Source organism: Vibrio sp. NC2, from assembly GCF_025195005.1.
Taxonomy (GTDB): domain Bacteria; phylum Pseudomonadota; class Gammaproteobacteria; order Enterobacterales; family Vibrionaceae; genus Vibrio; species Vibrio splendidus.
Map to the genome: position 1 here is coordinate 611,090 of NZ_JANVFC010000001.1, position 15,903 is coordinate 626,992.

General features: G+C 42.4%; 15 protein-coding genes and 2 pseudogenes. 13 read left to right on the forward strand and 4 right to left on the reverse strand.

All coding sequences use genetic code 11. From position 1 onward, the window contains the following. Positions 1–204: 204 nt before the first annotated feature. Positions 205–801: a glutathione S-transferase gene (locus NX845_RS02915; RefSeq protein WP_065681835.1), complete on the reverse strand. Its 597-nt coding sequence runs from the start codon at positions 799–801 to the stop codon at positions 205–207. Positions 802–974: 173 nt separating this feature from the next. Between NX845_RS02915 and NX845_RS02920 the strand changes: the two genes are divergently transcribed. Next, complete coding sequence (locus NX845_RS02920; RefSeq protein ID WP_017083618.1) at positions 975–3,230, forward strand: peptidase U32 family protein; 2,256 nt, start codon at positions 975–977, stop codon at positions 3,228–3,230. A 153-nt stretch (positions 3,231–3,383) separates the two neighbouring features. Here NX845_RS02920 and NX845_RS02925 read toward each other — a convergent pair whose 3' ends face one another. Both NX845_RS02925 and NX845_RS02930 read right to left on the reverse strand, forming a co-directional pair. Next, a complete protein-coding gene (locus NX845_RS02925) occupies positions 3,384–3,848 on the reverse strand; it encodes a thioesterase family protein (RefSeq protein WP_016786146.1) in 465 nt (154 codons plus the stop codon). Positions 3,849–4,108: 260 nt separating this feature from the next. Beyond that, the gene (locus NX845_RS02930) at positions 4,109–5,932 is read right to left on the reverse strand and encodes an ABC transporter ATP-binding protein/permease (protein WP_065681834.1); all 1,824 of its coding nucleotides are present in this window, start codon (positions 5,930–5,932) and stop codon (positions 4,109–4,111) included. Between the two features lie 569 nt (positions 5,933–6,501). Between NX845_RS02930 and artP the strand changes: the two genes are divergently transcribed. The 6 genes from artP (at position 6,502) to NX845_RS02960 (ending at position 11,701) form a co-directional block, all read left to right on the forward strand. Next, positions 6,502–7,230 (forward strand): arginine ABC transporter ATP-binding protein ArtP, encoded by a 729-nt coding sequence (gene artP, locus NX845_RS02935; protein ID WP_004733840.1) that lies wholly within the window; start codon positions 6,502–6,504, stop codon positions 7,228–7,230. Positions 7,231–7,352: 122 nt separating this feature from the next. Continuing rightward, positions 7,353–8,084: a lysine/arginine/ornithine ABC transporter substrate-binding protein gene (locus tag NX845_RS02940; RefSeq protein WP_004733839.1), complete on the forward strand. Its 732-nt coding sequence runs from the start codon at positions 7,353–7,355 to the stop codon at positions 8,082–8,084. A 3-nt stretch (positions 8,085–8,087) separates the two neighbouring features. Next, positions 8,088–8,774 (forward strand): arginine ABC transporter permease ArtQ, encoded by a 687-nt coding sequence (gene artQ, locus NX845_RS02945; RefSeq protein ID WP_017083621.1) that lies wholly within the window; start codon positions 8,088–8,090, stop codon positions 8,772–8,774. Further along, positions 8,771–9,439: an arginine ABC transporter permease ArtM gene (artM, locus tag NX845_RS02950; protein ID WP_061026092.1), complete on the forward strand. Its 669-nt coding sequence runs from the start codon at positions 8,771–8,773 to the stop codon at positions 9,437–9,439. Before artQ ends, artM begins: the two co-directional genes overlap by 4 nt. A 333-nt stretch (positions 9,440–9,772) precedes the next feature. Further along, complete coding sequence (locus NX845_RS02955) at positions 9,773–11,029, forward strand: DUF4062 domain-containing protein (RefSeq protein WP_260256506.1); 1,257 nt, start codon at positions 9,773–9,775, stop codon at positions 11,027–11,029. 168 nt (positions 11,030–11,197) lie between these two features. Further along, on the forward strand, positions 11,198–11,701 hold the full coding sequence (locus NX845_RS02960; RefSeq protein ID WP_076647053.1) for a DUF4236 domain-containing protein: 504 nt from the start codon (positions 11,198–11,200) through the stop codon (positions 11,699–11,701). 22 nt (positions 11,702–11,723) lie between these two features. On the opposite strand, the pseudogene NX845_RS02965 reads toward NX845_RS02960, so the two are convergent. Continuing rightward, a pseudogene (locus NX845_RS02965) lies at positions 11,724–11,879 on the reverse strand (IS110 family transposase); the annotation flags it as partial. A 252-nt stretch (positions 11,880–12,131) separates the two neighbouring features. Here NX845_RS02965 and NX845_RS02970 point away from each other — a divergent pair. The 6 genes and pseudogenes from NX845_RS02970 (at position 12,132) to NX845_RS02990 (ending at position 15,841) form a co-directional block, all read left to right on the forward strand. Continuing rightward, a complete protein-coding gene (locus NX845_RS02970; RefSeq protein ID WP_102556700.1) occupies positions 12,132–12,515 on the forward strand; it encodes a nuclear transport factor 2 family protein in 384 nt (127 codons plus the stop codon). Between the two features lie 118 nt (positions 12,516–12,633). Continuing rightward, complete coding sequence (locus NX845_RS02975; protein WP_260256507.1) at positions 12,634–13,242, forward strand: DUF922 domain-containing Zn-dependent protease; 609 nt, start codon at positions 12,634–12,636, stop codon at positions 13,240–13,242. Between the two features lie 389 nt (positions 13,243–13,631). Next, positions 13,632–14,056: pseudogene (locus NX845_RS23400) on the forward strand (hypothetical protein). A 126-nt stretch (positions 14,057–14,182) separates the two neighbouring features. Further along, positions 14,183–14,554 (forward strand): hypothetical protein, encoded by a 372-nt coding sequence (locus NX845_RS02980; RefSeq protein WP_260256508.1) that lies wholly within the window; start codon positions 14,183–14,185, stop codon positions 14,552–14,554. Positions 14,555–14,746: 192 nt separating this feature from the next. Beyond that, positions 14,747–15,118: an acyl carrier protein gene (locus tag NX845_RS02985; protein WP_260256509.1), complete on the forward strand. Its 372-nt coding sequence runs from the start codon at positions 14,747–14,749 to the stop codon at positions 15,116–15,118. A 78-nt stretch (positions 15,119–15,196) separates the two neighbouring features. After that, positions 15,197–15,841, forward strand: coding sequence for an HAD-IA family hydrolase (locus NX845_RS02990; RefSeq protein WP_171331232.1), 645 nt, complete (start codon positions 15,197–15,199; stop codon positions 15,839–15,841). Positions 15,842–15,903: the final 62 nt, after the last annotated feature.

Below are 15,903 nucleotides of genomic sequence, written 5' to 3' on the forward strand. Positions count from 1 at the left end.
GTTGATATCTAATATGCCATCAATGGCGCCACCTGCAATTCAGTGTCACGATTTTCATAACAATCTCGAGGTAATCAAGCTTATTTAGAACTGTTTACAGTCATCTCCAGGAATCTAAAGTGATCTTCGGCAATCTAGGGTTATCTTCAGAAATTTGGAGTTATCTTCAACAATTTGGAGTCATCTCCAGCAATTCATAGCGACTTACTGGCATCCAAAAATACAATCTTGCTTGGTTTCATTCCACAAAGGGTATTGCTTCATGACTTGGGTGTAGAGCTTACTTTCCAAGTGCGCTCTTAACCAACGCCCTACGTTTTGATATTCAGATTGTACAAACCACTTCTTCTCGACTCTTACAAACTGGCTGACAAAAGGCATCACCGCGAAGTCAGCCAAGCTTGGGGTTTCTCCAAAAAAGTAGGGCTGATCGGTGAGTAGCGCTTCTAACTGACTAATGAACGCTTCGCAGGCTTGTCGGCGTTGTTCAACATCGATGTTTCGGTAACGAACAGACGCTCTGTACTTTTCTAAGTGGCCAATAAAATCTTCATCGTTGGTTTTGATGAGCTGGTGGACTTGTTGGCTCAGTGTTGGATTACTTGAACGAAGAAGATCTTGAGGATCGTTTTGCTGAAGTGCCCAGTTCATAACATCCAAGCTCTGCTCAATGATTTGTCCATCTGGCAACACCAATACCGGAACGGTACCTTTTGGCGAACTGGCCAATAGTTCGCTAGGCTTGTCTTTGGTAACGATTTCTCGAAGTAACACTTTTTGCTGTGATAGTGCGATGCCCATTCGTCCGCGCATGGCGTAAGGGCAGCGACGTAAAGAATAAAGGATAGGTAAATCGGATTCGTTTGGCATTATTGAGGTCATTTAGTTTGAAAAGTGTTGTTAGGTGGTAAAGAGATCGTGATGTAGGTAGAATACGCGGCTTAAAAATTATAAGTAAGTGAGCGACTTCAAAAATGAGCAGAAAGATTGAGTTATTAGCCCCAGGTGGCGATGTAGAGGCGATTAAAGCAGCTATCGTAGCGGGTGCTAATGCGGTTTATTGCGGTTTAGACACCTTCAACGCTCGTAACAGAGCCTCTAACCTATCGTTAGATGAGTTGAATGGTGTGATTCGCCTTGCTCATGAATACGGTTGTGAAGTGTTTCTGACTCTTAACGTTGTGCTGCTGGAGCATGAAATTAAGAGCATCACTAAACTGTTGAACCAGCTTGTGAACACTAAGCTTGATGGCATCATCGTCCAAGATCTTGGTTTGTTCGATTTGGTGAAAAAGCATTTCCCATCGTTAGATGTTCACGCATCGACTCAGTTAACGACACACAACGAAGGCCAGATTAAGTTCTTGTCTAAAATTGGCGCAACACGCGTTAACTTGTCTCGTGAATTGAATCTGCCAGAAATCAAAATGCTGACGGAAGTGGCACACGATCACGATGTTCTAACCGAAGTGTTTGTACATGGCGCTTTGTGTATCGCATTCTCTGGCCAATGTTACTCAAGCTCAGTAAGTGTGGGTAACTCAGGTAACCGTGGCCGTTGTAGCCAAGCATGTCGTGATGAATACGAAATCACTGATGCAGGAAACAAGTTCCCACTGAACCTGAAAGATAATTCAGCGTACTACGACCTACCTGAATTGGTTGACGCGAAAGTCGACTCATTGAAAGTTGAAGGCCGTATCAAAGGCGCACACTACGTATACACAGTGGTTGATACGTGGCGCAAACAAATTGATAGCTTTGTAGAAAGTGGTTTGTTGATCGAAGACGATTCAAACCTGCACAAAGTATTCAACCGTGATTTCACCAACTCTTTCCTTAAGGGCAACCTAACGAAAGACATGTTCATTGATAATCCTCGTGACAACAGCATGAACTACGCCGTTGATAAAGCGACGAAAGAGAACAATGAAATCTCAGTGGTACAAATCCAAGAAGTGACCAGCGATCTTTATGAAGCGAAAAATGCCCTAGGCAGTGAAATGCGCGACAAGATCGAGTTCCTTGATATTCGTAAAACACCCGTGTCATTGTCGTTTAGCGCTAAGGTGGGTCAACCATTTACGGTGACAGTGAACACACCAAAAGAAAACTTTACGGTTCAATCTCAATCATTATTGGCAACAGCTAAAGAGACTGCGATTACTCAGGCGTTACTTGAGAAGCGTTTCAAATCAGTGAAGAGTGCTGTTCATACGCTTGAAAACTGTAACTACGACAACTTAGATGAAGGTCTGATTCTTCCTTTGAAAGAAGTCTCGGTCTTAAAAGACGAAATCGATTTCATCTTAAACGGTTCTGTGAAAGTGATTAAGCACGTTGAAGTGCCAGCACTGCCTCAGCAACCAAAAGTTAACGAGAAGCCAACCATGTCGATGCTTATCGCTGATGTGGAAGACTTGCACCTGTGTGACGTAACTGACGCGGATGTTTACTTCAAACTGCCTGAAAGCTTCAAGAAGCGTTGTAACAAGTACATTGACATCTTGGCAGCAAACCCACGTTTGATTCCTTGGTTCCCTGCAGTATTAATCGGCAAAGATTACGACGAAGCGGTTCGTATTCTTGAAGAGATCAAGCCAGCTCGCATCGTGACCAACAACACGGGTATTGCTTACAAAGCTTACGAGATGGGTATCGAGTGGGTTGCTGGCCCATTCATGAACACGACGAACTCTCACGCACTGGTTACGCTGAAAGAAGAGCTGAACTGTGCTGGTGCTTTCATTTCGAACGAGATCAACAAAGGTCAGATTCGTCATATTCGTCGCCCAGAGAACTTCAAACTGTTCTACAGCATCTACCACCCAATCTTGATGATGACCAGCCGCCAGTGTTTCTTCCAAAGAACCGTGGGTTGTAACAAGCCAAGCATTGAAGCAGGTTGCATGTTGAAGTGTGAGAAAGCGACCACGATTACTAACGTGAAAGGCATCTCTTTCGCGGTTGATAAACAGAAGGGTGGCTACCCAAGCATTTACAACCACGAGCAGTTCTTAAACCATGACGCTGTAACGGATTTCTCAGGTCTGTTCGACGAGTTCTTCATTGACCTGACCAACATCGGCGCGGGTTCGAAAGAAGTACAAGACAAAGTAGAGCTGATTAAACATTTCCAAGGTTTGATTAATGGTGTTGATGGTTCACAACAGAACCTAGAGCAGATGGTCGAAGTTCGAACTAATGCTCAATACGTGCAAGGCTTATAGCTTCTAAAGCAAAGAGCGTTCAGCATTCAAGGTCTATAAGTCTTAACCGCTTATAACCGTTTATAACCGCTTATAAACACTTTGAACCAATAAACAAAAGGCCACTCAATCGAGTGGCCTTTTTGTATCTGAGCATTTGAATCAGCAAATACGTTATTCCGTCACGGCTTCTTGTTTGAAGCATGGGCTTTTCAACGTGTTCATCTTTTCAATTTCGTTGGTTAAGCGCAGCGAGAGCAGGGCTTTTTGGTTTGAAGCAAAATCAAACATCACGATAGTCGCGGTGCCTATGGTCGTCAGTTTCTGCTGAGTTTTACTGACAATCGCGTATTCCATGGTGAATCGGTCATCTTGAATATCAGTGACACGAGAGCCAATCATTAAGGTATCTGGATACGTGACTGGGCGGAAATACTTACAGTAAGTGTCACCAAGAACAGGGCCAACTTTGGTAATCGCCATCTCTTCCATCAGCTCAACGTGCTTGAAAAAATCTAAGCGAGCGGTTTCAAAATAGCGAAAATATACGGCGTTGTTAACGTGATTGAGTGCGTCCATTTCTCCCCAAGCGACAGGGATTTCTGTTACTACCGGGTAGTCAGATAATAGTGCTTCCATGCGAACTCTCTTATTGTTATCTGTGTAGTTAATGTTATCTGTGTAGTTAATGTTATCTGGGTAATTAATGTTATCGACTTATCCTTCATCGGGATAAGTTGTTATTGGAATAAAAACCCTACCGCTAAATTAACAAAACTGCAACACGTGTGATTTAAGTTTTTGAAGCTTGAAACCACACAATGTCAGTGACTTAACTTTCCGTTACTTATTGATTAGTGTCTCACTAAACAAACGACTTACGCACATTCACTCAATGATTACGCATTAAGGTGTTTGAATTGCAGTTCAACTAAGCGTTGGTACAATTCGCAGCTATTGATGAGAGACTGGTGGTCGCCGATGTCTACTAGCTGTCCTTTATCGAGCACTGCAATCTGGTCGGCGTGTTTAATTGTTGATAATCGATGGGCGATGATGATTGTCGTTCTACCACGCATTAACTCTTCTAACGCTTGTTGTACGTGATGCTCACTTTCGCTGTCTAGCGCACTGGTTGCTTCGTCCAACAATAGAATGTTTGGATCTTTTAGGATGGCACGAGCAATCGCAATACGTTGTCTCTGGCCACCAGAAAGCCTAACACCGCGTTCACCAAGAAAGCTGTGATAGCCCTCAGGTAGGTTTTGGATGAACTCATGTGCGTGTGCTTTTTTAGCTGCTTCGATCACTTGTTCGTCCGTTGCTTTCGGGTTTCCGTAGCGAATGTTGTGGAACACATCGTTACTGAACAGAGCTGGTTGCTGTGGAACCAATGCCATCTGCTTTCTTAGCTGATTTGGATCAAACTGATTCAGCTCAACACCGCCTAACGTGACTTTACCCACTTGCGGGTCGTAGAAACGTTGCAGCAGTTCGAACAGGGTAGTTTTACCCGCGCCAGATGGGCCAACCAGTGCCAACACTTTGCCTTCATGGGCAGTCAGTGTGAGGTTACTTGTTGCGGGCTGGTCGGGTCTTGAAGGGTAACAGAAGGTCACATCGTCAAAAGCGACTTCTGGTGTCACGTTATCTAGTGATGTTGGGTTCGCTACTGGCGCAACAATATGGCTTTCAACTTGTAGGATTTCGATTAATCGCTCGGTCGCACCTGCCGCACGTTGCAGTTCACCCATCACTTCAGAAATGGTACCTAATGACGAAGCGACCATAATGGCATAGAAGACAAATGCCGCTAAGTCACCCGCTGACATGGTGCCGTTGATGACATCACTACCACCAACCCACAGCATGCCTGATATTGCGCTGAACACGATAACAATCACACCAGAGATAAGTATCGCGCGCTGTTTTACACGCTGGCGACCAATCTCATAAGCCTTTTCCACTTCTACCGCGAATGACGCTTTCTCTTGCTCTTCTCGGCTGTAGCTTTGCACGGTTTTAATATGTTCAATCGCTTCACCTGCATAAGAACCGACATCAGACATCGAATCTTGGCTTTGACGAGACAAGGCTCTCACACGACGCCCGTACACAAGAATTGGAATCAAGATAAATGGCACCGAGGCCAATACAATCAACGTCAGCTTAATATTGGTCGCAAACAGCATGATGATTGCACCAATACACATCAACGCGCTGCGCATCGCCATGGAGAACGACGAACCTATGATGCTTTGAAGCAGAGTGGTGTCCGTTGTAATGCGCGACATGATGTCGCCACTGCCATTGGTCTCGAAGTAACTCGGATGCAGCGTCACGACATGATTGAAAACCGACAAACGAATATCCGCACTCACGCGCTCCCCAACAGAAGAAACCAAATAGAAGCGGAAGAAAGTACCAATCGAGATCAATACGACCACGACCATGATGAATTGAATCGCGCTGCCTAAATCTGAGAGTGATTGTTGGCTAAAACCTTGGTCGATGAGAAGGCGAATACCATGACCGACTGAAAGGGTTAAGCTCGCCGTGAAGATCAACGCGATCAACGCAGCAATAACACGACCTTTATAAGGCTGAATGAATTTACTCAGCTCAAACAAAATACTGAGGCTCTTTTTCTCAGGTTTGGGTTCTGGCGCTTTTTGAGTAGAGCGCTGAGTTGAGTCGAGCGTAGAAGAGACATCGTTTTGCATATGACTGCCTTAATGTGTTGTCGCTTTAAAAATAGATGGCTTGTTGCTTGTCGCTTATGACTAATTGCTTATGGTTTATGACTTATTGCCTGTACTGCGCGTTGTCCGCTGGGAAGTACTTGTTGTTGAGAATAGAACCCATTAAAGCATTTATTGCGCTGTGACGCTCCCTAGGAAACTCAATTTCCAATATTTGATCATCACCAAGCGCATAGTTCGAAACGACCTTAAAGGAAAACTAAGCATTCTGATCCAGTCAGTTCGATAGGAAAGTAGGGGGCTTAACCCTAATTTTTATGCAAGTAAATTAGCGTTAATAGGGGAGTGCGTTCATAAACTAGTAATCGAGTTGTGATTTATAAATTGATAGAAAAACGTTTGCTTTTTATCTCGATACTAACCTTATCAATGGCTTGCAATTTTTGGTTGTAAGACCAGTTATAGCGACTGTTTTTTGTGCAATATTTGTTACGAAAATTCAACAAAGTAGTTTTTTATACATTTTTCTTGCATAAAACCTCGGATTGAATAGAATAACCAACAAATGACAATTAATGCAGTATTGTGGCATGAGTATTCAAGTAAAGAGCATCAACAAATCATACGGTGATACCCAAGTTCTTCACGACATCAGTTTCGACTGTGAGAGTGGCGAAACCTTGGTATTGCTTGGCCCAAGCGGCGCTGGCAAGAGTTCACTACTGCGTGTTTTGAACCTGCTAGAAATCGCGGACAACGGCGAATTAGATATTGCTAACGAGCAATTCGACTTTGCTGGTCAGATCCAAGAGAAGCAAGGGCTTAAACTGCGTCGTAAAGTCGGCATGGTGTTCCAGCAATACAACTTATGGCCACACATGACGGTGATGGAAAACTTGATTGAAGCACCAACGAAAGTTGCGGGTTTGGATAAGCAAGAAGCGATCAAGCAAGCTCAAGAAGTACTAAAGACACTTCAACTTGCAGACAAAGCCGACGCTTGGCCACTTCAACTGTCTGGCGGTCAACAACAGCGTGTTGCGATTGCACGTGCGCTGATGATGAAACCGGATGTATTGTTGTTTGATGAGCCAACAGCGGCGCTTGATCCTGAGATCACCAACCAAGTCGTAAGCATTATTAAAGAATTGAGCGGAACGGGCATTACCCAAGTGGTCGTAACGCACGAAGTCGATTTCGCGAAGAAGATTGCTAGCCACGTTCTGTACCTGGAGAAAGGGTACATCGTCGAACACGGCACCAGTGATTCATTCGTTAATCCACAGACACCTGAGTTTGCCGAGTATTTGACTCATTAAATCTGAGTTAACGCATAAGACTCACGTAACTCACTAGATTTAGCTAAACACAACATCGATCAAAACAATCAAATTATAAGAATGGCCACAGGCCGCTATCAAACAGTATTCGGAGTAACAAAATGAAAAAGATTCTACTAGCTTCACTTATCGGCCTTGCTTCTTTCAACGCAGCGGCGCAAGAAGAAATCAAATTCGCAATGGAAGCGACGTACGCACCATTCGAATACATGGATGAGAACAACCAAATTCAAGGTTTTGACGTAGACTTAGCAAACGCACTTTGTGAAGAGCTGAAAGCAACGTGTACTTTCCACAACCAAGCATTCGATAGCTTGATCCCTGCACTTAAATTCAAACGTTACGATGCGGCTATCTCGGCAATGGACATCACAGAAGCACGTCTTAAACAGGTGAACTTCTCTAACGCATATTACGACAACTCTGCAGCATTCATCTCTTTCGAAGGCAAAGTAGCAGACCAAGCAGCACTAGAAGGTAAGCGTGTTGGTGTTCAAAACGGTTCTACTCACCAAAGCTTCCTACTTGAGCAAATGACTGGCGTAACAGCGGTACCTTACTCAAGCTACCAAGATGCATTCATCGACATGAAAAACGGTCGTATCGATTCTGTATTCGGTGACACAGCCGTTGTAGCAGAATGGTTCAAGAAAGAAGACAACCTAACGTACGTTGGCGACCAAGTAACAAACCAAGAGTACTTCGGTAACGGCTTTGGCATCGCAGTAAACAAGAGCAACCAAGAACTTGTAGACCAGCTTAACGTTGCACTTGCAGCAGTAAAAGCGAACGGCGAATACGACAAGATCTTCAACAAGTACTTCGGTAAGTAATTTATGGAATTAACGGGTTACTCTTTAGGGCTCGTCGAAGCAAGCTGGATGACTGTTCAGCTTGCGTTCGTAAGTCTATTGGTTGGATTGGTTCTAGCAGTTTTGTTTGCAAGTGGTGAGATGTCTCGTCGTATTGCAATCAAATGGCCAACGACTGCATTTGTGACGATTGTTCGTGGTTTACCAGAAATTCTGGTCGTACTGTTTATCTACTTTGGTTCGACACAAGTTCTATTCATGATCACTGGCGACTTCATAGAAGTGAGCCCGTTCTTATCTGGTGTTGTTGCACTGTCACTTATCTTTGCTTCTTACGCTTCACAAACCATCCGTGGTGCTTTGAAAGCAGTAAGCAAAGGGCAGAGAGAAGCAGCAAGCGCGCTTGGTATCTCTCAATCACGTTCATTCTTTCGTATAGTTTTACCTCAAGCGGTAAGACACGCGCTACCAGGGTTAACCAACCAATGGTTAGTGTTACTAAAAGACACTGCATTAGTCTCGCTGATTGGCGTAACGGATTTGTTGAAACAAGCACAACTAACATCAGCGGCAACGCACGAAGCATTTACTTGGTACGCGACAGCAGCAGCAATCTACTTGGTCATCACTTTAATCACACAAAGATTGGTAAAAGTGATTGATGGTAAGTTCTCTATTCAAGGTTTGGGTAACAAAGGGGCAATGGCATGAATCAACAATACCTCTCTCAAATGCTTGAGGGCTTAGCGACCAGCCTGCAACTCACAGGCGCTTCATTACTTGTTGGTTGTATCTTGTCACTGCTGATGACGGTAACGCTAATCCTAAGAATACCGGCGATTCACTGGTTAACACGTGGCATCATCACGTTGTTCACCGGCACACCATTATTGGTGCAAATCTTCTTGGTGTATTACGGCCCAGGCCAATTCGATTGGATTCGTGAAAGCTTCCTATGGACTTGGTTAAGCCAACCTTGGTTCTGTGCAATGTTAGCATTAGCACTGAACACCGCGGCATACAGCACGCTCCTGTTCAGAGGCGCATTCAACGCCATTCCAGCAGGGCAGTGGGAGGCATGTCGCGCACTCGGCATGGACAAAATCGCAACGCTTAAAGTGTTACTGCCATACGCTCTGCGTCGCGCCGTTCCAGCTTACTCGAACGAAGTGATTCTAGTCTTCAAAGGCACGTCACTGGCAAGCACCATCACCATCATGGATTTGATGGGCTACGCTCAGCGTATTAACGGCCAAACCTACGACACGCTCACCGTGTTCGGCATTGCTGGCGCATTCTACCTAGCAGTAAACGGCATACTAACGCTGATCTTCCGTCAGGTAGAGAAGAAAGCCCTCGCATTCGAAGCGGCGTAAGCTAGCCACTAACAAGTTTAATTAACGTATAAAGCCTGCCATTTATGTTCGCATAGATGGCAGGTTTTTTTGTGTTTTGGGGTATCTGTGGAGCGCTGTGTTTATATCCAGTTGGTCGGAGTTTTTACGAAAATCATACTATATGGAAATAGTCTGCATTTTGTCATTCAATGAGTCTATCCATGTTTTAAGTCACTGAAATACGGTGATTAATTGTGGTAGAGTTCCGCCCATATGAAACTAGATAGAATAATTCTGTATTTAAATGCAGAATTTTTCTGTCTAATAGCTGTTAGCAATCACCACATAATAGTTAAGTTAGTAGGAAAACGTATGGCTTATGAAGCAAAAGTATTCAGAGTTCTTATCGCATCACCATCAGATGTGATAGAAGAGCGTGAAATTGCAGTAAAGACAATTCAAGAGTGGAATGATCTCAACTCTTCAGAAAGACAGATTGTTTTATTACCATTGCGTTGGGAAACTCATACCGCTCCAGAGTATGGAAAGAGACCTCAAGAAGTGATTAATCGTCAAATGGTTGATCATTGTGACCTTCTTATAGGTATATTTTGGACAAGAATTGGAAGTCCAACTGGAGTGAGTGATAGTGGAACGTTAGAGGAGATCGACGAAGCGGCTTCTTCTGGAAAACCGGTAATGCTCTACTTTTCAAAAATTAAAAAAGATCCAGATGAAATCGAACTAGAGCAATTGGTTCGCCTTCGTGACTTTAAGAACAAGACTTACCCTAAAGCTCTAGTTGAAAATTTTTCATCTCAAATTGAGTTTAGAGACAAACTTTCGAAACAAATAGAGCTCCAATTAAGAACATTGCTAACAGATAGTGACGGTAATTTTACTGGTAAAATTACCTCTGAGATCGATTTTGAATTTTCTAACGCTGAAACTGGCGAAAACCATGGAACTTCACTCAAACGAGAATGCACATTCTTGAATATTAATAACTACGATAACGTTCCTGATTACGAAGATGCTATTGAAAGAAAAGTTACTACACGTACGGCGGATGGTCGAGTTAGAGAAATTTCAATCGGTGGGACTCGAGACAATAAAGACTTCTATAGAGAAGTTGTCGATTATGCAGTCGCTGAAAAAATGTTCACTCCAATTGACTTTTGGCTAAAGAACAAAGGCTCATTGGGAGCAAAAGATCTTTATGTAGACATAAAGTTGGAATCTGACACTTCTAGCCTAGTTGTATTGACAGCAGCAGAGTTTGAGCTCAAAAAGCCTAGTAAGACAAAAGGTGAATTGTTCCCTAGTTTCAAGGGTACATATTATGAAGATATTTCAGTCGAAAAAGTTGAGGGACGACTCAATGAGTGGGAATTGAGTTTTGAGTTAAATGCTTTGCAGCCGAAACGTGAGATTTGCCCAGATACCGTTATATATATTGGAGCAGAAGAGTCTTGTACTGTGTCGTTCCACGTTACAATTTATGCAGATTCACTTCCTGAACCTATATGCCACAGTCTAACAGTAGATTTATCTGTTGAATCAGTAGAAATTGATGCGGTACAAATGCTGCAAGATTCGGGACAATTAGATTCGCTAAAGTCGGCCTAGATTGCTAACAAAGCGTTTAAGACAGATTCCCAACGCATGGCATTTTTCATTCCATCGTTGGGTTTAGTGTTTACGGTGGTATGGTTAGGTTTCGTGGTAGCGTTGCTTACTACTTAACGCGGCGTTATGACTCACACAATATTTCTGGTTAGGTAGTCTAGGAAAATCATGGGATTTAAATTTCGTAAACGTATAAAAATTGCACCAGGACTTCATGTCAATCTTAGCAAAAGCGGTGTTAGTACCTCTATCGGCAAGTCAGGTGCTACCGTAAATATTGGTAAAAAGGGTGTGAAAGCAACAGTCGGAATTCCAGGTTCTGGGCTTTCATATAGTCAGAATTTATCCGAGAGTAACAGTTTTAATGAGAGCAGCTCACAAACCGAAAATGGAGGTTCCCTCTTCGGTAAGGTGTTAGCCGTTATCGTTACATTTTTCTTAGCGGTGAACTTTTTTAGTTCTCCCTCGGAACCTGCTGTATCTGTGAGTACGGTAGAGGCCAAAAGTTTACGTGTGCGTGCAGAGGCAACCCTAAACTCAAAGGTTATCAACCAATTAGTAGCTGGTGATGAGGTTGTGGTCTTGAAAACTAATAGTAGTTGGGCATTAGTGGAAGGCAATGGTATAAAAGGCTGGGTTGCTTCAGAGTACCTATCAAGTCCTAAGTCATAACAAACGACTATGGCGTCAATGATTAGTTTTTTGCTGTGTTTTCATCCCACATGGCGCCATCTCTCAGCATAGAGTTAACGGTTACAACCATCTTTCGAACACACGCGATTATTGCGACCTTCTTAGGCTTTCCAGCAACTAAAAGCCGAGTATAAGTTGCTTTGAATACGGGGTTACTGTCCTATAAGTATGACCTTACCATCTTGGTCTACGGCATGAAGACTGAAGTGGTTTTTAGCTAGGTCGATACCGCAGAAATAAGAATAATCAGACATGGTGCCTCCGATGCATTTAAGTACCACATAAGTGTGGCAGAACCTCGGTAGGGGGAATCCGTGTCATTCATTATGTGACAAGCGTTAATCCATCGCTGGCGAAAGCACTCGATATCTCATATTGTTAGTGTGAAACTTCCCTTCACGAGGCTGCTATGACGAATCAACTTAGACAAAACAAAGACAATGCTATTGCTTTTTATAGAACTGCTTACATGGGTGATCCAGCTAAAGCAGTAGAGTTGTATGTTGGTGATGATTATATCCAGCACAACCCAGTTGTTGCTGATGGTAAACAGGGCTTTATAGATTACTTTGAAGAAATGTCTCGGGACTATCCCAAAAAGGATATAGAGTTTTTGAGAATTATTGCTGAAGGTGATCTGGTAGCTTTGCATACAAGGCAAACATGGCCTGCTGATGAAGAGTACGTAACGATGGACTTTTTCCGTTTCGATTCAAATGGAAAAATAGTCGAGCATTGGGATTCAATTCAAGTGGTCCCGAAAGAGTCAGCCAATAATAACTCGATGTTTTAATAGTCACATAATAAGGCGTTCAAGCCGACCTCTAACGCATGGCACTCTCGCTTCGCGAATTGTAGTGCCATCAGCGTTGTGGCGGCTTAACTTAGCGTTATATGCTTCAAGGAAGATGATGAAAAAAATAGTACTTTCAATATGTTGCTTAATGGCGTCCAGTCAGGCTAATGCTGACGTTAAGGTAGATTTTCCCTTCCAGAAAAAGTTTGAAGTGTATGAGGTTAGCGGAAATAGTGTTGAAGAAATTGAACGCTCTTTTAACGCTAGGCCTGGGTTTCTAGTAAATGAAGGCTTTGACGGGTACACCGCGTGGAAATATGACTTCCATACGAATGATGATTCTTGCGAAATTAATGAATTTAAGCTGGAAGTTACCTATACACTTCCGAAATTCGAAACGTCTAAAACTTCACCTGAATCAGCGGAGGAGTTTCGCCCATATATTGAAAAGCTCTATCGACATGAGCAGATTCACTGCGCGCTTGCAGTTAAGTCGATGCATGAAATTTATTTAACTTTCACAGGTGGACAGAGTCGAGGGTGTAGTGGTGCAAATGATAAGGTTACTGAGCTTGAAGGTGATTTGGTGAAAAGTAATGCTCTGTTTGACGTTTATACATCGCATGGAGAGATTGAATTACCAGAGTCTCCTTTTGGTGAGAAGCCTTACTTAAAAATATGCGAAATACCTTTCGCGCCGATGTCACCACGCTTGGTGTTATAACTTTCATAGTCTTTATCAATGATTTATCGGCGTAATATTGAAAAATTAGATTTATGTTATTGGGTTTACAATCCACTATATGTATATTGAGCTCTCTTTTATAATTAAATCAGTGATTTAAAGGTGAGTGCGTTAAAGATCTCTTCAGTAATTATCTCAGGACTACTAATGTTTGGTTGTGCATCTCCAGTTAAAAATAGATAAATCAAATATAGAACTTGTTACGAAATTATAACATACAATTTAACCTGACTCGCAACGCGTAGCAGTATTACTTCTAGTCAGGTTTAGTGTTTAAGACGCAATGCAGAATCTTTGCATTGCGTTGCTGCACAAGTTAATAGGGAGTTAAGCGTCATGCGCTACTCCAACTTGAGAAGGTAGTACAAGTGGAAACTAGAGTTAAAAAGTCAGTTCGGTATCTTGCCTTGGGTATTCTTATCTATCCGTTTCTTTACATGATACTCAATTTTATTATCCCGATTCTAATGGCGACTTTGGGCGAAGGTGGTCGCTCGTTAGTTGAAATTCTTGAGTATTTTACTTGGTTTATAATGCCTTTTTTTCGGTGCTCTATTTGTTAGCTTTCTATCATTTCTCGCCAATGTTAGGTAAATGGCATCAATGGGTTGGGTATACTTTGGTTTTTGCCGCTGCGCTAATCGAAATAGCGATGCCCTGGATGGAATCTGGTCTGGTGTTTAAGACAGCATCTTTGCTATGTCAGCTTTTCGAGATAGGCATTTTGGTTAGTTGTCTGTTCGTTTTTAGCAATAAGTTGAGGCCAAATTCAGAGCTTGGAAGTAACGTATAGCAAGTCTTGGTCTCACCTTACCCGATTGGAGTGCTTATTATAAATGCAAGCTGCTTCATGATAACTTTCAACGCATGGCACGTGGTAATTTTGTGTTTCGTTGCTCAAACCTTAGCAAGGCGTTATGTGCCAGATAGTCTCGAACAGGCAGGTGTCATGAATAATTTATTCACATATATATCGGCGATGAAAAATGAGCCTGATGGCCTGTCGATAGTAGAGAAAGTAATAAACAAACAGACTTCCGAAGAAGATGGCATTCTCATGGAAAACAGTGATTTGTTCGTAAAGTTTAACAATGGCGTTGTTATAAAAAAGCTAACTGAGCGTGAATTATCCGGACACGTAATGGGCGCAGTTTGCGAGGAGTGTTGGATTTCATATGAAGTAACAGAACAACCGAGCGCTTTAAATATAGCGCCCAAGAAAAAGAACTTTACTAATCAATGCCAAGAGTCGTTTTGGCTAAAAATCAATAAGGTTCAATCAAGCAAATGACAGACTACTAAAGAGTGATTCACAATGCATGGCATTTTTACTAAGCCTTCATTTTAGTGATTAAGGTGGTGTCCGGCATCTTTGGTATTCCGTTGTTCATCCCTTAACAAGGTGTTAGCTCTACTTGTCAATTCTGCGTATTGGCGGGGTTGTTAGCTACTCAATTGGGTGTTAGGCATCAAAGAGGAAAATATGAAACATCCCAAACTTGTGTTGTGTTCAGTGTTAGCAATCACGTATTCAAATTTCGTTTGGGCTAATGGCTGTGATGCAGTAGACGATAAAGTATTAAATGCAATGGCTAAGGCTTTCGATGTTCGTGTGGATGAAATTGCTATTGATGGTACATTTTATGATCAAAACTTTGATATTGATGTTTTAGATCTCATAACTGTAGTTGTTGATATGGAAGAGGCTATTGGAGTTGATCTTAAAGACGAAGATGTAGTCGACCCGATAGTTTATTTCGATGAAGAAGAGTTTGAGCCAAAAATTAAAGGCAAGGTAACGGTTCGAGAGTTTCAAGAGATTGTCCAAACAGCGTGTGCTAACTCTCTCGGCTAGGCGTTGGTTGTTGGAAGTACCTAAAGGCGTTATGTTTCATTTCCACGTTCGTATTTGCACATTTAAGGAATAGGTTTGATAAATAGATATTCATGCAATGGTTTTATATTTGATGTAGATGCAACTCTTGTAAACACCACACTGGTTATAAATAATATTTGGAAAGAGTGGGCATTGCAAAAAGGAGTTGAGTTTTCAATAGTACATCCACACGTTCACGGCAGAAAAATTAGCGAAACTTTAGAATTAGTAGGTTTTCAATATGCAAATGCGAGTGAAGAAAACGTAGTTAAAAAAATCGCAATAAAAGCAATGGAATCAGCTACTGAAATTGATGGAGCACTGAGTTTTGTAAAAACCATACCGAAGTGTTCATGGGCAATCGCAACGAGTGGTCCAAGAAATGTGGCTGAGACAAGTTTACGTGCATCCGGGTTTGAGTTACCTGAGATTATGATATGTGGTGAAGATGTTAGCATCGGTAAGCCACACCCAGAACCATTTGTGCTTGCCGCTGAAAATCTAGGTTTGAATGCGATGAGCTGTGTTGCCTTTGAAGATTCGCCAGCGGGTGTCAAATCAGCTAAAGAAGCAGGGTGTTTTACTGTTGCTATATTAACTAGTCATAAAGAATCTGAATTAGCTTTAGCTGATCTAATTGTTAATAGCTTTTCAGATCTGGCAATTGAAAACAGAAACGGTTCATATGAACTATGTTGGTGAAAACTTAACAAGGCGCTTAAGTATGATTCGTGAAAGCATACTATTCTCGCTTCGGTCCAATT